This window comes from Allobosea sp. LC85, from assembly GCF_000735605.1.
Taxonomy (GTDB): domain Bacteria; phylum Pseudomonadota; class Alphaproteobacteria; order Rhizobiales; family Beijerinckiaceae; genus Allobosea.
Genome location: NZ_JPKG01000017.1, coordinates 230,666 through 250,750, shown reverse-complemented (window position 1 = coordinate 250,750; position 20,085 = coordinate 230,666). Strand labels below are relative to the sequence as shown.

Here is a 20,085-nt window from a genome sequence, read left to right as displayed (position 1 = left end):
AAGGGTTAGATCATCGGGCCTAATACGATGTCCGGTCCGATGATCTAAGGCCCCCGACTTCGCTACTGCTGCAGGCCGGCGGCCTCGACGAGGGGGCGCCAGGCATCCATTCCCGCCTTGATCGCGCTGGCGAAGGCCGCCGGCGTGTTGGGCTCCGGCGCGATGAAGCCGAGTTGCTCGTATCTCTGCGCGGTCTCAGGGGACGCCACGATCGCGGTGATCTCCCGATTGTAGAGTTCGACCACCGGCTGTGGCGTGCCCTTCGGCAGCAGATAACCGTTCCAGCCATTGCTCTCGAAGCCCTTCAGCCCGGCTTCCGTGAAGGTCGGCACCTCCGGGAGCGCTGGTGCGCGCCGCGTCCCCGACACGGCCATGACCTGCATCGTTCCCGCCCGGTGCTGCTCGCTGAAATCGGCGACGGTCGCCACCGCGCCGGAGAGACGCCCGGCAAGCAGATCCTGCATGGCAAGCGCCATGCCGCGGAAGATCACCATCTCGGCTTTGGCGCCGGAAGCCTGGGCGAAGCGCAGGCCGGTCAGATGCGAGAGACTGGCCTGCAGCGGGACGGCGATGTTGGCGTTGTCCGGATTCTGTTTCAGCCACTGCACGAAGCCGGCCATGTCGGAGGCGCCGGTCTCCTTCGTGGCAGCAACGGCGAGCTGAAAGTCGGCAGCCCTGACCACCGGCTCGAAATCGACGAGCGGATCGTAGCTCAGGTTCTTGAAGGTTACCGGTGCCAGCACGACCATTCCGATATTGCCTACAAGGATTGTGAGCCCGTCAGCCGGCGCCTTCTTCACCTGCTCGGCCGCAAGTCGTCCGGACGCGCCGGCATTGTTCTCGACGATCACGCTGCGGCCGAGTCGCTGCGACAGCTTCTCGCCGATGATCCGGGCCATTGCGTCGGTCGAGCCGCCGGCGGCGAAACCCACCACCATGCGGATGGGCCCCGGTGGCAGAGACTGGGCGCTCGCAGTCGCTGTAAGGTTGAGCGCAAGCGCCGCGGCGGCGAGGCGCAGGATGTGACGACGGTTCATGACTGGTTCCTTCCCGCCCATGGGCGGCTCCCTGGAAGGGAGACAGCAGAACATATCCGCATGGCTGCGCAACGCCGGACGCGGCATGCAGGGCATGGCGACGGCGCAGGCCCGCATTTAAGTGAGGCGTTGTAGGATCTCCGACTTGACCGCCTGCCCTCGGAAGGAACGCGCGATGCCTCAGACCTGGATGATCACCGGTGCCAATCGCGGAATCGGCCTTGCGCTCGCGACCGCCTTGGCGGCGCGTGGCGACCACGTCATTGCCGCGGCGCGCGATCCGGCAAGCCCTGGTCTCGCGGCGCTGGCCGCCAAGCATGGCGGGCTCGTCACGCCAATCGCCATCGATGTGACGTCGGATGCGAGCGTCGCCGCTGCCAAGGCAGCGCTCGCCGGCCGACCGATCGACGTCCTGGTCAACAACGCCGGCATCTACGGGCCGCGCGACAAGCAGGGCGCGCTCGACATGGATTTCGACGCCTGGCGCGACGTGTTCGAGGTCAATGTCTATGCGCCGCTGCGCGTGGCGCAGGCTTTCCTGCCCAATGTCGAGGCCTCGCAAGGGCGCAAGATCGCGACGATATCGAGCCGCATGGGCTCGATCGCCGGCAACCCTTCAGGGGCGCTCGCCTATCGCTCCTCGAAATCGGCCGTGAACATGGCCATGGTCGTGTTCGGCAACGCCGTGCGCGAGCGCGGCGTCAGCATCCTGCTGTTCCACCCGGGCTGGGTGCAGACCGATATGGGCGGTGGCGGAGCCGATATCCCGCCGACTGAAAGCGCCGCCGGCCTGATCGGAACGATCGACCGGTCCGGCCTCTCCGACACCAACAGCTTCCGGACCTGGAAGGGCGAGGCGATCGCCTGGTAGGGCTTGAGACGATTCAGTTCGCGCGCGACGAGGCGAGCCAGAGGCCGCCACCGATCAGGAAGCCGCCACTGACGCGCGAGAGCAGGCGGACGCGCTTCTGCGACAGGAGCCGTCCCGCCCGCCCCGACAGCAGCGCATAGCCGCTGTCGCTGACCGCGGCGAAGAGCATCGCGGTCACCCCCATGATCGCGATCTGCGTGACGTGATCGCGAGCGGGGTCGAGAAATTGCGGAAAGAAGGCGCCGAAGAAGAGCAGCGTCTTCGGATTGCTGAGCGCGACCAGGACGCCTTGCAAAAAGAACCCACCGCGCGGTGCACGAGCCCGCACGATGCCATCCCCAACGCCGCCGGCTCGGACCATCTTCCAGCCGAGCCAGATCAGATAGGCGGCGCCGGCGAGCCGCACCCAGTCGAACCAGTGGCCCATCGCCGCGATGACCGAGCTCAGGCCGATGCCGACGATCGCGATCATGATCGCGAGGCCGAGTTGGGTTCCTGCCGCATTCAGGAGCCCGGCGCGGGTACCATGCTTCAGGCTGTTGGCGATGATCAGTGTTACGGTCGGGCCCGGTACGATGACGATGACGAAGCAGGCGACGAGATAAGCGGCGAAGAGCTCAAAGGACATGGCGGCAGTCTCCATCTCGATTGCTGAGTCATCTCAGCCTGCTGCCGATGAGTCGAGCCCCTTGTGCCGCCGGCGAAAGGGACCAGGAGAATGTCGGCCTCTGCCTTGAATGTTGTGCCGCTCGCGCCCGCGCGCTGGCCGGATCTCGAGGATCTCTTCGGTCCGAAGGGGGCCTGTTACGGCTGCTGGTGCAACCATTTTCGCATGCCCCAGAAGCAGCGCCTGCCGCTATTGGGCGAGGGGGCTCGGCAACTGTTCGAGGAGCGGGTTCGCAAGGGGCCGCCCCCCGGTGTCCTGGCCTATGATCACGAGACCTGTGTCGGCTGGCTCCAGGTCGGGCCCCGGCGCGACATTCCCGAATGGAACAATCCGCGCCGCGCCTCGACGCCGCTGCCGGATGCGCCGGCCGAGGATGAGCGGGTTTGGGCGGCGTCCTGCTTCTTCGTCCGCAAGGCGTGGCGGGGCAAGGGCGTCACGGCGGCGCTGCTCGACGGCGCGATCATTTTCGCGCGCGAGAGCGGCGCCCGCCTGCTCGAGGCCGCGCCCATGGACCATGAATTCAAGCGCAGCAGCGAGGGCCTTTATGTCGGTCCCGAGCGGGTCTTCCTGCGGGCCGGTTTCGTCGAGGTCGCGCGGCAGAAGGAAGGCCGGCCACTGATGCGGCTCGCGCTTTGAGCGATTTCACGCTTCGTCGAGAATGAAATTTCGGATCGTCGCGAAAGCGGCCTCTGGATTGTCGCCGACGATGCCGTGGCCGCAACCCGCAAAGCGCTCGAAACGAACCCTTTCGGGCGGAAGACACGCAGCAATCGTCTCGCTGAAGGCAATCGGCGTGATGGGATCTTCCTCACCCCCCATAACGAGGACAGGGCAACTCACAGTCTCCAGAGCGGCGCGAAAATCAAAGCGACCCTGTTCGTTGTGCGGGCCATTGAACCAGGCGCCTGTCTCGTTGCGCGTGATGAGCCGTTGTTTCCAATCAGTCGATCTGGTTTGCGGCTGTGCTGCGTAGAGCGGAAAGCAAATCTCAAGATAAGGTGCGCGTGTCTCCGGCGTTGGCGCTGACCAGTAACTCCGGGCGGCCTGACCGGCTCTCGGACCACCGACCCGATCGAAGGCCGCGTAGACTGCCGGAAAATCGAATTTGGCGGCCGTGGAAATCAGGATCAGCTTGGCGGCATGCCCCGGATGGCGCGTCGCATAGGCCTGCGCCACGAAGCCACCGAAAGACGTGCCGAGGATGATCGGCCTTTCGATGCCGAGCGTGTCGCAAAGCACCTTCAGGTCATCGGCCCACTGGTCCAATGTCCAGCTCTCCCGCGGGCCGTCTTCGCTGCGGCCGCAGCCGCGATGATCGTAGTAAACGATCTGGGCAATATCGCTCAGCCCGGAGAAACCGGGCTTGTAGATGCTGTGGTCGGCACCTGGACCGCCATGGAGCAGGACCAGCGTTGGCTTTTCGCGCATGCGCGAGCCATCGGGTACGAGGCCCGCTCCTTCGACGTCGACATAGAGGCGCACTCCGTTGACAGTGACATGCATCGGCTCGATTCCCCCATCCGCATTGACGCCTTGAACTGTAAGGGGCGGATGATCGACCTCAATGATTTTCTGTCTGCTTTCGGGAGTACCCCATGATCCGCATCACGCTTGCCGGCTGCACCGGCTGGGTCGGCAAGGCGCTTGTCGCCGCGATCGACGCCGCGTCCGACCTCGAGTTGGTGGCCGGCGTCTCGCGCATGGCGGCGGGCGGTGATCTTGGCGAGGCGGCCGGGCAGCCTGCCAATGGCAAGCCGATCTTTGCGACTGTGACTGAGGCGCTCGCGGTGCCGTCGGATGTCCTGATCGACTATACCAAGCCTGACAGCGTGAAGAGTAATGTACTGGCGGCGGTCGCGGCCGGGCGTCATGTCGTCGTGGGCGCGTCGGGTATGACCGGCGAGGACTATGCCGAGATCGAGGCTGCTGCACACAAGGCCGGCGTCGGCGTGCTTGCCGCGGGCAATTTCTCGATCACCGCGACGCTGCTGCGGCGCTTTGCCCGCGAGGCGGTGAAATATGTGCCGGATGTCGAGATCATCGATTACGCCTCCGCAGCAAAACCGGATACGCCGTCCGGAACCGGGCGCGAGCTCGCCGAGACGCTCGGTGCTGAGCGCATGGCGGGAACCTCGAAACCGGTCGCGGAGCTCGGCGGCGCCCGCGAGACGCGCGGCGCCGCAATCGGCGCGCCGCATCCGGTACAGGTCCATTCGCTGCGGATGCCGGGCTTCGTTCTTTCCTGCGAAGCGGTGTTCGGCCTCCCCGACGAGCGGCTGGTGATCCGGCATGATGCCGGCACCTCTGCCGCGCCCTATGTCGGCGGCACCTTGCTGGCGGCGCGGCGGGTAGCGGACCAGGTCGGGCTTCGGCGCGGCCTGGACAGCCTGATGGACTGATCAACGGGCGCTGCCGGTTGTTTTCTGCGATCGGGGCGGCTTCGGCTACCCGATCCATAACCGGCTAAATTATTGATTCTTATTGAGTTCCTCCTTGTCGTGTTAACCCAACGTTCGTTCGCATCTGCGAAGGGAAGGGCGCGCTACGACGAGGGATTGAATACGATGCGGCAATTGGGGCTGACGGCGAAGATCACCATGCTGTTTGCGCTCATGGGGATTGCCGCTGGCCTCGGGCTGTTCAGCGCGGTTCGGGGCTTTGATGCGGTCCGCGAAATCGATCGCGACGCCTTCGCGAGCATGGCCTTGGTCAACCGCGCAGCGCTGCTCTCGAATCGCGTGGCACAGGCCTCGCTGCTCAGCCGCTTCGATGACGCAGCCACGCCGCGGGCGGTCGAGACGGCGCTCGACGCCCTTGATGGTGCAGTCGAACTGGTCGATGCGGCGCGGGCCAGTCTGATCTCTTCGTTGCCGGGCGAGCTGCGCGACGCCAATCCGACCTTGGACGCGCGGATCAGGACGTTCATTTCGTTCCAGCGCGACATCGTCACGATGGGGCGTGAGGTCTCGCCAAAGGCCGCACTCATCGAGGCCTCGGCCGAGGCGGCGCGCGAGAATGTCCGCCAGATCATCCTCGTCACATCGAAACTGGCCGATGGCCTGGACAGGCGTGCACAGCTCGGCACCGCAGAGGCTGCCGGGCTTGCCCACGCGCTGCGCCTGCGGGTGATCGCGACGGCGGTTGGTCTGCCGCTCGCCTGCGCGCTGCTGGCGATGTATCTGTTGCGGACCCAGCTCACCCGCCCCCTGCGCGATCTGATGGCCGCTATCGGCACTGCGACGGCGACCTCTGCCGTCATCGCGGTGCCGCATGTCCGGCGCCGCGACGAGATCGGTCAGCTCGCCCGCACGGTGCGGGCGCTGAGCGAAGTGCGGGCAACGCTGGTCACGCGCGATGCCGAAGCCGACCGGGCGCTGTTCCACCAGAACCAGCGAACCGACGAACTCGGCCGCATCGCTGAGGAATTCGAACAGCGGATCGGCGCCCTGCTTCACGACATCGCGGGTTTGAGTGAAGCTCTGCGCGCGGCGCAGCAGGATTCCGCGGTGCGGGCGCAGCAGGTCTCGCAGAGCACTAGTACTGCCGCTTCCGCCGTCGACGGTGCGGGGTTGGAGGCGCGGCGCATCACCGAGGCGGCCCTGCGCCTGGAGCAGGTGATCGACCAGATCAATGCGGAGGTGCATCGGGTTTCGGAAACGGCGACGGTGGCGACGCAGGATGCCGCCGGCACCTCCAGCCTCGTCCTGCGTCTGACCGAGAATGCCGGGCAGATCCGCGATGTCGTCGACATCATCGAGACGATTGCTCGGCAGACCAATCTGCTCGCGTTGAACGCAACGATCGAGGCGGCGCGCGCCGGCGTGCATGGCCGGGGTTTTGCCGTCGTCGCCAGCGAGGTCAAGGAGCTGGCGGGCCAGACGGCCGACGCCACGGCGCAGATCGTGCGGCGCATTGCAGCGGTCAATGCGGCGCTGTCGCAAGCGGCGCAGGCGGTTTCGGGCATCGTCGCCAGCGTCGGTGCCGTCGAACAGGCCAGCACCGAGATCTCGACCATGGTCGCCTCACATTCCGAACTGATGGGCTCGCTCGGGGACACGGTCGCGCGTATCTCGGGCGTGACGGAGACGGCTGCGGGCGCCATGGCGGAGATCGCCGAGGCGAATGCGCAGACTGTCGAGCAAGCCGGCAGGGGCGCGTTCGGGGCTCGCGACCTCGACGAGCGCATCGCCGCGCTGCAGGGCGAGGCGGAAGAATTCGTCAGACGCCTGCGCGCCGCCTGATCCCGTTCTGTTCTTGTGCTTGCATTGCGCGAGCGACTCGCGCCTTTGTGCGGCATGGTCGCATATCGGATCTCCCCGCGATGAGCTGGTCGCCGCAACAGGATGCCGCGCTGAGCGCGGTTGCACGCTGGCTGCAGGCTGGCGAGCCTCAGGTTTTTCGGCTGTTCGGCTATGCCGGAACCGGCAAGACGACGCTCGCGCGCCATATTGCCGAGGGCGTCGATGGCACGGTCGTCTTCGCCGCGTTCACCGGCAAGGCGGCGCTGGTGCTGCGCAACAAGGGCTGCGACGGGGCCCAGACCATTCACTCATTGATCTACCGTTCGCGTGGCGTCGATGAGGAAAGCCCGACCTTCGTGCTCAACCGCGAGAGCAACGCGGCCAAGGCCGGGCTGATCATCATCGACGAGTGCTCGATGGTGGACGAGGAACTGGGCAAGGATCTGCTCTCCTTCGGCACGCCGGTCCTCGTCCTGGGGGATCCGGCGCAACTGCCCCCGGTCAAGGGGGGCGGGTATTTCACCGAGACCGAGCCGGACGTGATGCTGACCGAGGTGCATCGGCAGGCCGCGGACAATCCCATCGTCAGGATGTCGATGATCGTCCGCGAAGGAGGGCGCCTCGATGTCGGCGACTATGGCGAGAGCCGGGTCATCCGCCGCGATGCGGTCAACTCCGAGCTGGTGCTAGGCGCCGATCAGGTCCTGGTCGGCATGAACAAGACACGCCGGCTCTACAATGCTCGCATCCGGCAGCTCATGGGGCGGGATTCCACCGTGCCGGTCGCGGGCGAGAAGCTCGTCTGCCTGCGCAACGACAAGAGCAAGGGCCTGCTCAACGGCGGCTCCTGGATCGTGCAGGAACTCAAGACCTCGAAGAAGGGCCTGATCACGATGCGGGTCACGCCGGAGGACGATACCGGCGGCAAGCCGGTCAAGGTCTCCGTGATGCCCAATTTCTTCGACGGCACCGAGGAGGAGGTGCCCTGGGAGCTGCGCAAGCACACCGATGAATTCACCTTCGGCTACGCCCTGACGGTCCACAAGGCGCAGGGCTCGCAATGGGATGACATCGTCCTCTTCGACGAGGCCTTCGCCTTTCGCGAGCACCGGGCACGCTGGCTCTATACCGGTCTGACGCGTGCGGCCGAGACGATCACGGTAGTGGTTTAGATCATCGGACCGGAAATCGTATCCGGTCCGATGATCTAACACTTTGTGTTTGCATCGGCTTTGCCCCGAAAACCGCAATCCACTTTTCGGGCCGATGCTTTAGCGGCAGACCCCGTCGGGTTCACAGGGCCTGCGCCGTGGTGCCCTTGGCAATGACGGGACCGGTCGGCCGTCCTGTCGGCGAGCCTGTCGCGGGTTCAAGCGTGATCTCGAAGAGCTGATCCTTGCCAAGCGGCAGTTGGTCGAGCCTGAGATGGGTCGAGCGGGCACGCTCGATCAGCCCGACCGAGCGTGGGCCCACTGCGCGGTCCCACAGCGTCCAGATCTCGAGGGCCTTGCCTTCGGGAACGTGGATCGCCTGCAGCGGCACCATCTCGACCCTGCCATCGGCGAAGGTGTTGACGACCGCGGCAGCGACGCTGGCCTCGGTCAACAGCACCGCGACCATGACGGGCTGGCGCCTGGCGCGATCGAGGGCGCCCAGGAGACCCGCAGCGAGAACGATCGTTGCCAGCGCTCCGGCAAGCGCCGCGCTGCGCCAGACGAAGAGGCTGTTCCACCAGTCGGACAGGTGGCTGGCCGTTGCCGGGGTGGAGCGGGACGCCTGAATCGGGGATGATACCGGCGCTGCGCTGCTGGAGCTTGCGGGTGCTGCCTGCTGCGCGACCTTGGCCAGCTCGATTTCGATCCGGCTCCATAGCTCGGCTGGCGGTCCTATGGGCTTGGCCGTGGCATCGATGGCCGCGAAGTGAACGCGCCAGCGTTCGACCGCCGCAGCGAGATCGGGATCGGTTTCGAGGCGCTGGTCGAAGGCCGTGAGGTCGGCCCCCTCTAGCAGACCGAGCACGTACTCGCCCGCAAGGGCGATGCGTTCCTCAGGGCCAAGGACACTCGTGGAGGAGGGGCTCATCCGAGGCACTCCTTGAGCGTGATCAGGGAGCGGCGGATCCAGGATTTGACGGTGCCGATCGGCATTTTGAGGCGGCCGGCGATCTCGCCATGGGTCAACCCCTGGACGAAGGCAAGCAGCACGATGCCGCGCCGCTGCGGTGGCAGCGTCTCCAGACAGGCGCGCAAGGCTTTGGCGTCGGACAGTTTCGACATCACCGTCTCAGGATCATCCTCTTCGCTCGCCGTTTCCTCGGCGACAGGCGTTTCGCTGGTTTCCGTGCGCTTCTCATCCCGCAGGATCGAGAGCGAGCGGTTGCGCAGAATTGCGTAGATCCAAGTCAGGCCGCCGCCGCGCTCCGGATCGAACCGCGCTGCATGTCGCCAGATCAGGACGAAGGCATCCTGCACTGCCTCCTCGGCCAGCGCGCGCCGCTTGAGCAGACGCTGAGCCACACCAATCATACGCGCGGCCTCGGCGTCGTAGATGCGCTTGAGCGCAAGTTTATCTCCGGAGGCACAGTCGTGCAGCGCGGTTTCGATGTCCGTAGCCTTTGACGGCAATACGGTGTTCGACGCCATCCCTGTCTCCTCCTCGGCGCATCGACTTTCAGGCGTGCGCGAATGGATGAATACGCAGTTCGACCAGTTTCGGATGCGACCCGGATTTTTGTTTTTTCCTTCGCATCCGCCTCTGTGCCGCAAGCTTACCCCGATTGGGTGCCGCGTCAGACCAGGCGGCGAACAACCCTCGAAACAATGCGACAGACGATTGGAGGATAACATGCAGACCGCACGCGCCACACGCCTCGCGCTGATTGCTTCCACGATTCTGGGGGCTTCCTTGGCCGCGACCTTCGCGGCTCCCGCCGGGACCCTTGCGGCCCTGACGGGCGACGACACGCTGACAATGATCGACATGGCGACGCAGAAAGCCGGCAAATCGGTCAAGGTCACCGGCATCACCGGCAAGATCGCCGGCATCGATGTCCGTCCCGCCGACGGAATGCTCTACGCGCTGTCGACCGACGGCACGATCTTCACGGTCGATACGGCAAGCGGGAAAGCGACGATGAAGTCGAAGATGGATACCTCGCTTGCCGCCGGCACCCTGGCAACGGTCGATTTCAACCCGGCGGCCGACCGGCTGCGCGTCATCGGTGCCGACGGCACCAACCTTCGCGTCAATGTCGAGGACGGCAAGACCACGGTCGACGGCAAGCTGAAATTCGCCGAGACCGACATGCACAAGGGCGAGACGCCGATGGTCGTTGCCGGTGCGTATTCCAACTCGGTGAAGGGCACCAAGGAGACGGCGCTCTACGATATCGACGGCAAGATCGGCGGGTTGCTGAAGCAGGCGCCGCCGAACGACGGCGTGCTGGGCGCCGTCGGCAAGCTTGGCGTGACGCCGAAGGCGATCGCCTTCGATATCGAGACCGATGCGTCAGGTGCCAATACCGGCTGGCTGTTGGCGGACGGCGTCCTCCATAAGGTCGATCTCGCAACGGGCAAGGCTTCGATGGTGGGCAAGGTCACCGGGCTGAACGGGTCGGCGCGCGACGTCGCGGCGCTGCCGGCCATGTAGGCAAGCGGACCGAAACCGCCTCTGAGGGGCCGCCGCGCCGCAGGGCGTGGCGGCTTTTCAACGTTCGATCTCTGCGCGTCGCAACAGGGCATGCAATTTTTGCCATAGTTGACCAAGATGCTCGGATTCGCCTGCTCAAGGCGAGGGAGTCGTCGATGGCGCGCGATTCGCGGTTGAATATTCTCGGTTTGCAGCGCTTTGGCCTTGGGCTCCGACCCGGCGATCTGGCGGTGATCGGCGGCGACGCCCGGGATCTGCTTCTCGACGAGGTCAAGCGCAGGAGCGTTCCCGTTCCGATCGGCCTCGATCTCGTCGGGCAGGCGCAGATCGGATCGGCGTTCTATGCCTTCCAGGAGAAGGAGAAGGCCGAGCGTGAGGCCCCGCGCCCGGCCATGCAGGCGGCGATGATGCCCGCCCCGGGCGGGACGAACGAAGGGCAGGGGGCGTCACCGCCGCCAGTACCACCCGAGCCCCCCTTGCCGCAAAGGATCTACCGCGACGAGGTGGCCGCGCGAATGCGCGCCGGGCTGGAACCGCTTGCCGGTTTTGGTGAGCGGCTTGCACAGTTCTGGTCGAACCATTTCTGCATCTCCGTCTCGCAGGGCAATTTCGTGCGGGCGCTGGCCGGAGCCTATGAGCGCGAAGCGATACGCCCCCATGTCTTCGGGCGGTTCGAAGACATGCTTCTGGCCGTCGAGAGCCATCCGGCCATGCTGATCTACCTCGACAATCAGCAATCGATCGGGCCGAACTCGCCGGCGGGCAAGCGCCGCGGCCGTGGGCTCAACGAGAACCTCGCCCGCGAGATCATGGAACTGCATACGCTGGGCGTCTCCGGCGGCTATTCGCAAGGCGATGTGACCAGTCTGGCGCGGATCATCACAGGCTGGACGGTTGCCGGCCGCGACGGCCGGCTCGGCTTCCCCGGTGCCTTTGCCTTCAACGCCGGCGTTCATGAGCCCGGCATGCATCCGCTGCTCGGCAAGGATTACGAAGAGGCCGGGGCGGAACAGGGGAGGCTCGCACTGCTAGACCTCGCGCATCATCCCGCAACGGCCCGGCACCTCGCCTTCAAGCTCGCGCGGCATTTCGTGGCAGATGATCCGCCATCGGCGCTCGTTTCCCGTCTGACGGAAACCTGGCGCCGAACGGAGGGCGATCTCGCTGCGGTATCGGCTACACTCATTCAGTCGAACGAAGCATGGAGTCCGGAGGCGGCGAAACTGCGCCAGCCGCAGGAGCTTTTGCTGGCGATGCTACGGGCGCTTGGACGCAAGCCGGAGTTCGGTCCCATCGCAGGAGCGCTTGCGGCGATGGGCCAGCCACTCTGGCAACCCTCCGGTCCGAATGGCTTTCCCGGCAACAATGATGCGTGGGCGACGCCAGAGGGCATCAAGACGCGGATCGACGTGGCGGCTGCGTGGGGGCGCCAGGCCGCTGGCAGTGCCAGCGACCCAAGGGCGCTGCTCGAGGCCGTGCTCGGCCCGCTCGCTTCAGTCGAGACCAAACAGGCGGTGGTCCGCGCCGAGAGCAAAGCGCAGGCGATCGCGCTCTTGCTGATGTCGCCCGAATTCCAGCGGAGATGAGCCAGATGTCAGACGCGATCCGCGACGATGACGATGATTGCGAGGCGATGACGCCATCGCGCCGCTCCGTGCTGGGGGCGGCGAGCGCGCTCTTCGCCTGGTCGTTCATGCCGAAATTCGCCCATGCGGCCGCCGGGAGCCGGGATGCGCGCTTCATCACCGTGGTGCTCCGTGGCGCGCTTGACGGACTCGCCGCCGTTCCGCCGATCGGCGACCCGAACTATGCCGATCTGCGTCAGGATATCGCGCTGCAGCGCGATGGAGCGGATGCCGCCTTGCCGCTCGACGGCTTCTTCCACCTCCATCCTGCCATGCCTAACCTCGCCCGGCTCTATAACCAGGGGCATGCCGCGATCGTGCATGCGGCAGCGACGGGCTATCGCGAGCGCTCGCATTTCGACGGGCAGGATGTGCTGGAGAGCGGTCAGCAGGGGCCGGGGCGCGTCGACAGCGGTTGGCTCAACCGCATGATTGCGGCCCTGCCGACCGGTGAATCGATCGCGCGTCACGGCGTGCTCGGGGTCGGTGTGGTGCCACCATTGATCGTCAGGGGCCAGGCCCCGGTGCTGGGCTGGGCGCCGCCGATGATGCCGCGCGCCGGAGATGATCTGATCCAGCGGCTGGGTGACCTTTACGGCCAGCGTGACCCCATGCTGGCAAATGTGCTTGCACGGGCGATCGAGACCGAGACGATCGTGCTCGGTCAGGGCATGGGCGGCGACAGGATGCGATCGCGCGGCGGCCCGGGCAACCCGCAGGGCATGATCCAGATAGCGGAGGGAGCGGCGCGGCTCGTTGGTGCCGACGACGGTCCTCGCATTGCGGCACTCGCCTTCGAGGGCTGGGATACCCACGCCAATGAGGGAGGTGCCAAGGGGCGGCTTGCCGGGTTGCTCGGCGGGCTCGACGGTGCGCTCGACGCGTTCGAGGCCGGGCTGAAGCGGGTCTGGAAGGACACGGTCGTGATGGTCGTCACGGAGTTCGGGCGAACCGCCAGGGTCAACGGCACGGTCGGAACCGATCACGGTACCGGTACTGTTGCGTTCCTGGTCGGCGGCGCGGTCAGGGGCGGCCGTGTGATCGCCGACTGGCCCGGGCTGAAACCGGAGCAACTCTGGGAGCAGCGCGACCTGAAGCCGACCACGGATATTCGGGCGGTCGCGAAAGGTGTCGTGACCGACCTGTTCGGCCTGTCGGGACCCGTGCTGGCCGAGAAGGTGTTTCCCGGCACCGGCAATATTGCGCCGATGCCGGGCTTGGTGGTCTGATCCCGATCAGGCCCAGGCGCGCTTGGCGAGCTTAGCCTCGAAGGCGTCGATCTTCGGCGCTTTCTCCATGGTCAGGCCGATATCGTCGAGTCCGTTCAGCAGGCAGTGCTTGCGGAAGGGGTCGATGTCGAAGGTCACCGTGCCGCCATCGGGGCCCTTGATCTCCTGCTTGGCGAGATCGACCGTCAGCGTCGCGTTCGAGCCGCGATCGGCGTCGTCGAAGAGCTTCTCGAGATCCTCGGGCGAGACCACGATCGGCAGGATGCCGTTCTTGAAGCAGTTATTGTAGAAAATGTCGGCAAACGAGGTCGAGATCACGCAGCGGATGCCGAAATCGAGCAAAGCCCAGGGAGCATGCTCGCGCGAGGAGCCGCAGCCGAAATTGTCGCCGGCGACGAGGATCTCCGACTTGCGGTAGGCTGGCTGGTTCAGCACGAAATCGGGGTTCTCCGCGCCGTCCTCGTTGTAGCGCATCTCGGCGAACAGCGCGGTGCCCAGCCCGGTGCGCTTGATCGTCTTCAGGTACTGCTTGGGAATGATCATGTCGGTGTCGACATTGATCACCTTCAGCGGTGCCGGGGTGGAGGTCAGGGTGGTGAAGGGCTGCATGGCGAGGGCTCCAACAGGTCTTTCTGGCTAGGATATCGTGGCGTGGCCGACAACGCGCTTCACAGTTGCGTCGTCAGGAGCTTGAAGCTGGCGAAGGTGAAGAAGGCGGCAAGGCAAGCCTCTGCGCGACGGCGGATCCTGCGATAGCCGGCGATCATGGAGGCGGTCGAAAACAGCAGGGCATAACCCTGATTGATCAGAAGCGAGATCAGCAGGCAGCCGATGATGATGGCATACACGACAACCACGGGCGTCTCCGGGCGCAGGCCGAGCGCGATGATCGCAGTCCAGCTCAAGATCGCCTTGGGGTTGGTCAGGTGCATGAGATAGCCGCGCAAATAGATGCGATGCCCCGAAACCGTGGCTTTCGGCGGCGGCATGTCCACTTGCATCGCTGAACGCGCCGAGCGCCAGGCCAGATACAGCAGATAGACACCGCCAACGACCTTGATGGCGTAGAGCGCGCCGGGATGCGCTACGATCACGGCCGAGACGCCGATGGCGGCCAGGATGCCCCAGGTCAAGGAGCCGGTCGTGACACCGAGTGCGAGCGTCATGCCGGCGCGCCGGCCGCGCTCCATGGACGTCGCCATGACGGCAAGGTTGCTCGGGCCCGGGCTGGCAACCGCGAGAACAAACGCGGAGTAGACCAGGGCCAAACTCGGCAGATGCCGGATCAGATCGTCCATCATCCTCTATCGCTCCGCCCCGGCTTCGATCGCTTCCATGTCTTCGTCTGAAAAACCGAAATGATGGCCGATCTCATGGACCAGGACATGGGTGACGATGGCGCCCAGGCTCTCGTCATGTTCGGACCAGTAGTCGAGGATCGGACGGCGATAGAGATGGATCATGTTGGGCATCTGGCCCGTTTGCGGGCCCGAGCCCTGCTGTGGCAGGCCAACACCGGTGAAGAGGCCGAGGATGTCGAAGGGGCTCTCGATATCGAGTTCCTTCAGCACATCGTCCTCGGGGAATTCGGTGACGTTGATGATCAAGTCCGCGCAGAGCGCACGGAACTCGTCCGGCAGGCGATCATAGGCAGTCTGTGCGAGGCTTTCGAAGTCAGCGGCGCTGGGCGCCTTGACCTCGTCCCAGGCAACAGTGGACGACACCTCGGCGGATGCCGAGGCGCTGGCAGATGCGGAGATCGAAGGCACGGTTCCCATCACCAGATCTTGAGCTGATGTCCCAGCCACCAGGCGAGCAGGATGACACCGACGAGCGACAGCGCACGACCGATGCGTCTGCCCCAGAGTTCGACATTGTCGCCCTCAGGTGCGTCCCGGCCGGAGAAGTGATCGGCGGCGCGGCCCATGGAGGAGCTGAGCAGCCCCTCCTCGTCGCGCTTGACGCGCTCGAGCACCGCCTTGGCTTCGGCGGCCCGGGCGGCTTCGCGGGGATCGTCGGTCATGACCTGTATCCCCGCTCGCGCATCAGCCCATTTGCCTCACATCGACGAAATGACCGGCGAGCGCAGCGGCTGCGGCCATTTGCGGCGAGACCAGATGCGTGCGGCCCTTGAAGCCCTGACGGCCCTCGAAATTGCGGTTCGAGGTCGAAGCGGCGCGCTGGCCGGGCTTGAGCTGGTCGGGGTTCATGCCGAGGCACATCGAGCAGCCGGGCTCGCGCCATTCGAATCCGGCGGCGAGGAAGATCTTGTCGAGACCTTCTTCCTCGGCCTGCTGCTTAACCAGGCCGGAGCCGGGGACGATCATGGCGTAGTCGAGCGAGCCGGCGATCTTCTTGCCTTCGACGATCTTGGCGACGGCGCGCAGATCCTCGATGCGGCCATTGGTGCAGGAGCCGATCCAGATCACGTCCAGCGGGATCTCGGTCATCCTGGTACCGGGCTTCAGGCCCATATAGTCGAGCGCGCGCCATTTCGACGAACGCTTCGTCTCTTCGGCGATGTCATCGGGGTTCGGCACGCTTCCTGCGACCGAGATCACGTCCTCGGGGCTGGTGCCCCAGGAGACGATCGGCGGCAGGTTGGCGGCATCGAGCTTCACGATGCGGTCGAAATGCGCGCCCTCGTCGGTGCGCAGCGTTTCCCAGTAGCGCATCGCCTCGTCCCAGGCCGCGCCCTTAGGGGCCTTCGGCCGGCCGTTGAGATAGGTAAAGGCCTTCTCGTCCGGCGCGATCATGCCGGCACGCGCGCCGCCTTCGATCGACATGTTGCAGACTGTCATGCGGCCTTCCATCGACAGCGCGCGAATAGCCTCGCCGGCATATTCGATGACCGAGCCGGTGCCGCCCGCCGTGCCGATCTCGCCGATGATGGCGAGGGTGACATCCTTGGCGGTGACGCCCTTGGCGAGGGCGCCGTCCACCTGGACGAGCATGTTCTTGGCCTTCTTCTGGATCAGCGTCTGGGTAGCGAGCACATGCTCGACCTCCGAGGTGCCGATGCCGTGCGCCAGCGCGCCGAAGGCGCCATGGGTCGAGGTGTGGCTGTCGCCGCAGACGATCGTGGTGCCGGGCAGGGTGAAGCCCTGTTCGGGGCCGACGATATGGACGATGCCCTGGCGGATATCGAGCTCGTTGAAATATTCGACGCCAAAGTCCTTGGCGTTCTTGGCCAGAGCCTCGACCTGAATGCGGCTCTCCTCCTCGGCGATGCCGGCCTTGCGGTCGGTCGTCGGGATATTGTGGTCGACGACGGCGAGGGTCTTCTCCGGCGCGCGCACCTTGCGGCCCGTCATGCGCAGGCCTTCAAAAGCCTGCGGGCTCGTGACCTCATGCACGAGATGCCGGTCGATATAGAGCAGGCAGGTGCCGTCTTCCTGGCGGTCAACGATGTGGTCGTCGAAAATCTTGTCGTAAAGCGTGCGGGGGGCGGTGGACGACGTCATGTCGATAAGCCTCGGTCGTGGAAATCTGTGATGCCGGCGCTCTCGGCCGGCTGGCGCAACGCAAACAGCCTGTCGCCGGCCAACTGGCCGGTCTCAGGCGCGCCTAAGGCCCGCTGCCGCCGAGGTCGTGAAACGACCGAAGAAGCGCCAGGGCAGGCGCGCATGGTCATGCAGCGCCGCAAAATCCTGCGTCGTCGGGATGCGGCGCAGGTTCGCCTCGCGGCGCACGATGCGGCAGCAGTCATCCTCACTGGGCAGGACAGTGTTCATGGCGATGTTCTAGCAGTTCCAAACTGTGCCGGCAACGAGGCCGACGCCGGGCCGCCCAACGCAAAACGCGGCCCCGAGGGACCGCGTTCCGGTATTCACAACACTGCCGGGGCGCTTACTTGGGTCGCGCTTACTTGGCGGCCGACTTGTCGCCCTTGGCAGGACGGGCTTCGACGCGCTCGGCGATACGGGCCGACTTGCCGCGGCGATCGCGCAGGTAATACAGCTTGGCGCGACGGACCTTGCCCTTGCGCACGACCTTGATGGAATCGATGTTCGGCGAATAGAGCGGGAAAACGCGCTCGACACCTTCGCCATAGGAAATCTTGCGGACGGTGAAGGCCTCATTCAGGCCGCCGCCGTTGCGGGCGATCACGACGCCTTCATAGGCCTGAACGCGGCTGCGCTCGCCTTCCTTGACCTTGACGTTGACCTGCACGGTGTCGCCGGGCTGGAAATGCGGGATTTCCTTGCCTGCGCTCAGCTTGGCGATCTGTTCCTGGTCGATCTGCTCGATGATATTCATGGGTCTCTCCATGGCCGTTGTCGCGTGTGTTCACGCGGGCGTTACGGCTCGCTGTTTTCAGTTGAGGGGCTGGCCATACAGGAGAGGTGGGTGTTTGTCGAGGGGATTGAGGCGCCGGTGCCGCGCGCTATTTCGCTGCCATGCCCGCCTGCTCGTGCCTGAAGACCAGCCAGCCGAACAGAGCCATATCCGCCAGCACCGTCAAGGCGCCCACGCCGGCAATCGGGTCGCCGATCGCGTTTCCGGAATGAACCAGCGCCACGCCAACGGTCAGAACGAGAGTTCCGACGATCCAGATCCAGACCTGGATCAACGCGCTTCTGGCGAGATCCAGGGATGGATGCAGCCGGTAGAAGATGCCGAATAGAAACAGGGAGACCCATCCCAAGAGATTGAGATGGGCGTGCGCCGGCAGCGTCGAATGATCTCGCGAGATTGCCATGACAATGCCCCAAGTCATGCCAGCAAAAGCTATGATAACGGCGGTGTGGAAACTTACAGTCGATGCTTTCAAGACGTGATCCCTTGGATATGAGTTGGGATGGTGCGGCCATGTTGACTTTAGTTCATCGATTTGAATGTATTTTGTTGGTCAAAACAGAAAGAGTCGTGCGGATCGAATCAGTTCATTACATGTTCAAGGAAATTGAGATTAGCCCAGAACAAAGATGTCCTGATCGCGGTAATAATACAAGATCTTCTTATTCCGTGCGGTGACGGCGGACCAATCCTGGCGTGCTATCGCGGCCGATCTCGGGGAGCTGCAGTCAATGTGGCGTTCGTGAGGGCGCGCATGGATCTATGGTCGCACCGGGCGCTGTTCAGCGCGGTGCCTGATCGCCAGCTCCGTTTCGCGGTCTCCAGCCACATTGGGAATACCGAGCCCGCATGCGGGAGCTTTGCTTGAGCTGCGCCAGGGCGCATAGCGTGGACGGACCCGTGTTCGTCTCTGCTTCGGATCGCTTCAATGCCTCAGGACATCGCCAAAGTTGCTCTCGTCACCGGCGCCGCGCGCGGCATCGGCCTGGCGACCACGAAACGCTTTCTGGCCGAGGGTTGGCAGGTCGCCCTGCTCGATATCGACGCGGCGACGCTGACGCTGGCGATGGCGGAACTCAATGCACCGGAAACGACGCTGGCGCTGACCTGCGACGTTGCCGAGGCCGCGGCGGTAGAAGCCGCCTTCACGGCGCTGATGCAGCGCTTCGGCCGGCTCGATGCTCTGGTGAATAATGCGGGCACTGCCGTGTTCAAGCCGATTCTGGAGACGACACTGACGGAATGGCAGCGCGTGCTCGCGGTCAACCTGACCGGACCGTTCCTCTGCGCGCAGGCTGCGGCGCCGCTGATGGCGGACTCGGGCGGTGGTGCGATCGTGAACATCACCTCGATCTCCGGTCTGCGCGCCTCGACCTTGCGTGTCGCCTACGGCACCAGCAAGGCGGCCCTTGCCCATCTTACCAAGCAGCAGGCGGCCGAACTCGCCAGCCTCGGAATCAGGGTCAACGCGGTCGCGCCGGGCCCGGTCGACACCGCGATGGCGAAGGCCGTGCACAGCCCGGAGATCCGGGCCGACTACCATGATGTCATCCCGCTCAACCGCTATGGGCGGGAAGAAGAGCTCGCCGAGGCGATCTTCTTCCTCTGCTGCGAGAAGGCCAGCTACATTACCGGCCAGACGCTCGCGGTCGATGGCGGCTTCGACGCCGTCGGGATCGGGTTGACGACCTTGCGTGGCGAAAGGCGCAATCGCTAAAGCATCGGCCCGAAAAGTGGATTGCGGTTTTCGGGAAAGCCGATGCACACACAGAAGGTTGGATCATCGGACCGGATACGATTTCCGGTCCGATGATCTAATGTCGTGACGGAGCACGCTGCGGGCGTGCCGGCCGGAAATCATGAACACCAGGCGAGCAGGGAGGGCGCTTCGCCACGCCTGGCTTACGCGGCGAACGGCTCCATCAGGATGTAGGTGCCATCGGCCCTTTGATGCTTGTCGATCAGTGGGACCAGCCGGACGAAATGCTCGGTGCGGCAATGCGCATCGAGGGCGGCGCGATCGGGCCATTCCTCGATGAAGATGAAGTGCCCAGGGTCCTTCTGGTCGATGAAGAGATCATAGGAAATGCAACTCTCTTCCAGCCGCGTCTTTTCGACGAGCTCTTCATAAAGGGGTCTGACGAGCCCGATCGCTTCGACCTTGATGAAATCCTGTGCAATCACTTTCAGCACGAACATACCTCTTCCATTGATGCCTCCTCCGATCAGCCGCAGCTTGTAATGATCACTGGCGGCATTCCGATCCTGCACCGCCTGCGCTGGGACCGGGGGAGCCATTCCCAGCATGCCGGGGGATATCGAGCGGCTTGCAAGCAGGTTCAAGGCTCTCGCGCTGGCGCCGGCCTCGAGCCAACCGAGACATGGGGCTCGGAACATTCTGCTTGCGCCGCGCGGCCAACGGCGCGAACCTTCCCCTCGACATCCCTCTTCGACGGCCGCCCGACCCT

Annotated in this window: 23 protein-coding genes; 9 read left to right on the top strand and 14 right to left on the bottom strand. The window is 64.9% G+C overall.

The window, feature by feature from the left end:
• Positions 1-62 precede the first annotated feature (62 nt).
• Positions 63-1,037 (bottom strand): tripartite tricarboxylate transporter substrate binding protein, encoded by a 975-nt coding sequence (locus FG93_RS08380; RefSeq protein WP_043233669.1) that lies wholly within the window; start codon positions 1,035-1,037, stop codon positions 63-65.
• 175 nt (positions 1,038-1,212) lie between these two features.
• On the opposite strand from FG93_RS08380, the gene FG93_RS08375 reads away from it, so the two are divergent.
• The gene (locus FG93_RS08375; RefSeq protein WP_043233667.1) at positions 1,213-1,908 is read left to right on the top strand and encodes an SDR family oxidoreductase; all 696 of its coding nucleotides are present in this window, start codon (positions 1,213-1,215) and stop codon (positions 1,906-1,908) included.
• Between the two features lie 13 nt (positions 1,909-1,921).
• On the opposite strand, the gene FG93_RS08370 is transcribed toward FG93_RS08375, so the two are convergent.
• Positions 1,922-2,536, bottom strand: coding sequence for a LysE family translocator (locus FG93_RS08370; protein WP_043233666.1), 615 nt, complete (start codon positions 2,534-2,536; stop codon positions 1,922-1,924).
• A 90-nt stretch (positions 2,537-2,626) separates the two neighbouring features.
• On the opposite strand from FG93_RS08370, the gene FG93_RS08365 reads away from it, so the two are divergent.
• A complete protein-coding gene (locus tag FG93_RS08365; protein WP_043233575.1) occupies positions 2,627-3,211 on the top strand; it encodes a GNAT family N-acetyltransferase in 585 nt (194 codons plus the stop codon).
• A 6-nt stretch (positions 3,212-3,217) separates the two neighbouring features.
• On the opposite strand, the gene FG93_RS08360 is transcribed toward FG93_RS08365, so the two are convergent.
• Positions 3,218-4,078, bottom strand: a complete 861-nt coding sequence (locus FG93_RS08360) for an alpha/beta fold hydrolase (RefSeq protein ID WP_043233574.1) — start codon at positions 4,076-4,078, stop codon at positions 3,218-3,220.
• Between the two features lie 92 nt (positions 4,079-4,170).
• Between FG93_RS08360 and dapB the strand changes: the two genes are divergently transcribed.
• The 3 genes from dapB to FG93_RS08345 all read left to right on the top strand — a co-directional run bounded on the left by dapB (position 4,171) and on the right by FG93_RS08345 (position 7,988).
• Entirely contained in the window at positions 4,171-4,974 is an 804-nt protein-coding gene (dapB, locus tag FG93_RS08355) for a 4-hydroxy-tetrahydrodipicolinate reductase (RefSeq protein WP_043233572.1), read from the top strand.
• Between the two features lie 165 nt (positions 4,975-5,139).
• The gene (locus tag FG93_RS08350; RefSeq protein WP_043233571.1) at positions 5,140-6,816 is read left to right on the top strand and encodes a methyl-accepting chemotaxis protein; all 1,677 of its coding nucleotides are present in this window, start codon (positions 5,140-5,142) and stop codon (positions 6,814-6,816) included.
• Positions 6,817-6,896: 80 nt separating this feature from the next.
• On the top strand, positions 6,897-7,988 hold the full coding sequence (locus FG93_RS08345) for an ATP-dependent RecD-like DNA helicase (RefSeq protein WP_043233569.1): 1,092 nt from the start codon (positions 6,897-6,899) through the stop codon (positions 7,986-7,988).
• Positions 7,989-8,109: 121 nt separating this feature from the next.
• On the opposite strand, the gene FG93_RS08340 is transcribed toward FG93_RS08345, so the two are convergent.
• Both FG93_RS08340 and FG93_RS08335 read right to left on the bottom strand, forming a co-directional pair.
• Positions 8,110-8,898, bottom strand: a complete 789-nt coding sequence (locus FG93_RS08340) for an anti-sigma factor (RefSeq protein WP_043233568.1) — start codon at positions 8,896-8,898, stop codon at positions 8,110-8,112.
• Positions 8,895-9,458: a sigma-70 family RNA polymerase sigma factor gene (locus FG93_RS08335; RefSeq protein WP_043233567.1), complete on the bottom strand. Its 564-nt coding sequence runs from the start codon at positions 9,456-9,458 to the stop codon at positions 8,895-8,897. Before FG93_RS08335 ends, FG93_RS08340 begins: the two co-directional genes overlap by 4 nt.
• Positions 9,459-9,660: 202 nt before the next feature.
• On the opposite strand from FG93_RS08335, the gene FG93_RS08330 reads away from it, so the two are divergent.
• From FG93_RS08330 to FG93_RS08320, 3 genes are all read left to right on the top strand, one after another.
• Positions 9,661-10,464 (top strand): DUF4394 domain-containing protein, encoded by an 804-nt coding sequence (locus FG93_RS08330; RefSeq protein WP_081881382.1) that lies wholly within the window; start codon positions 9,661-9,663, stop codon positions 10,462-10,464.
• A 155-nt stretch (positions 10,465-10,619) separates the two neighbouring features.
• Entirely contained in the window at positions 10,620-12,050 is a 1,431-nt protein-coding gene (locus tag FG93_RS08325; protein ID WP_043233566.1) for a DUF1800 family protein, read from the top strand.
• Positions 12,051-12,055: 5 nt separating this feature from the next.
• A complete protein-coding gene (locus FG93_RS08320; protein ID WP_043233662.1) occupies positions 12,056-13,318 on the top strand; it encodes a DUF1501 domain-containing protein in 1,263 nt (420 codons plus the stop codon).
• Between the two features lie 6 nt (positions 13,319-13,324).
• On the opposite strand, the gene leuD is transcribed toward FG93_RS08320, so the two are convergent.
• The 8 genes from leuD to FG93_RS08285 all read right to left on the bottom strand — a co-directional run bounded on the left by leuD (position 13,325) and on the right by FG93_RS08285 (position 18,092).
• Positions 13,325-13,927: a 3-isopropylmalate dehydratase small subunit gene (leuD, locus tag FG93_RS08315; RefSeq protein ID WP_043233564.1), complete on the bottom strand. Its 603-nt coding sequence runs from the start codon at positions 13,925-13,927 to the stop codon at positions 13,325-13,327.
• A 59-nt stretch (positions 13,928-13,986) separates the two neighbouring features.
• On the bottom strand, positions 13,987-14,619 hold the full coding sequence (locus FG93_RS08310) for a LysE family translocator (protein ID WP_244448532.1): 633 nt from the start codon (positions 14,617-14,619) through the stop codon (positions 13,987-13,989).
• Between the two features lie 3 nt (positions 14,620-14,622).
• Positions 14,623-15,042, bottom strand: a complete 420-nt coding sequence (locus FG93_RS08305) for a metallopeptidase family protein (RefSeq protein ID WP_043233660.1) — start codon at positions 15,040-15,042, stop codon at positions 14,623-14,625.
• A 53-nt stretch (positions 15,043-15,095) separates the two neighbouring features.
• Positions 15,096-15,341 carry a hypothetical protein gene (locus FG93_RS33145; protein ID WP_043233563.1) on the bottom strand — a complete coding sequence of 82 codons (246 nt, stop codon included), beginning with the start codon at positions 15,339-15,341 and terminating at the stop codon, positions 15,096-15,098.
• A gap of 22 nt (positions 15,342-15,363) precedes the next feature.
• Entirely contained in the window at positions 15,364-16,782 is a 1,419-nt protein-coding gene (gene leuC / locus FG93_RS08295; RefSeq protein ID WP_043233562.1) for a 3-isopropylmalate dehydratase large subunit, read from the bottom strand.
• 93 nt (positions 16,783-16,875) lie between these two features.
• A complete protein-coding gene (locus FG93_RS33140) occupies positions 16,876-17,052 on the bottom strand; it encodes a hypothetical protein (protein ID WP_162531536.1) in 177 nt (58 codons plus the stop codon).
• A gap of 130 nt (positions 17,053-17,182) precedes the next feature.
• Positions 17,183-17,578, bottom strand: a complete 396-nt coding sequence (rplS, locus tag FG93_RS08290; RefSeq protein WP_043233560.1) for a 50S ribosomal protein L19 — start codon at positions 17,576-17,578, stop codon at positions 17,183-17,185.
• Between the two features lie 127 nt (positions 17,579-17,705).
• Complete coding sequence (locus FG93_RS08285) at positions 17,706-18,092, bottom strand: hypothetical protein (RefSeq protein WP_043233559.1); 387 nt, start codon at positions 18,090-18,092, stop codon at positions 17,706-17,708.
• 453 nt (positions 18,093-18,545) lie between these two features.
• Here FG93_RS08285 and FG93_RS08280 point away from each other — a divergent pair, with 453 nt between their 5' ends.
• Entirely contained in the window at positions 18,546-19,334 is a 789-nt protein-coding gene (locus FG93_RS08280; protein WP_043233557.1) for an SDR family NAD(P)-dependent oxidoreductase, read from the top strand.
• A gap of 185 nt (positions 19,335-19,519) precedes the next feature.
• On the opposite strand, the gene FG93_RS08275 is transcribed toward FG93_RS08280, so the two are convergent.
• A complete protein-coding gene (locus tag FG93_RS08275) occupies positions 19,520-19,816 on the bottom strand; it encodes a putative quinol monooxygenase (protein ID WP_244448531.1) in 297 nt (98 codons plus the stop codon).
• Positions 19,817-20,085: the final 269 nt, after the last annotated feature.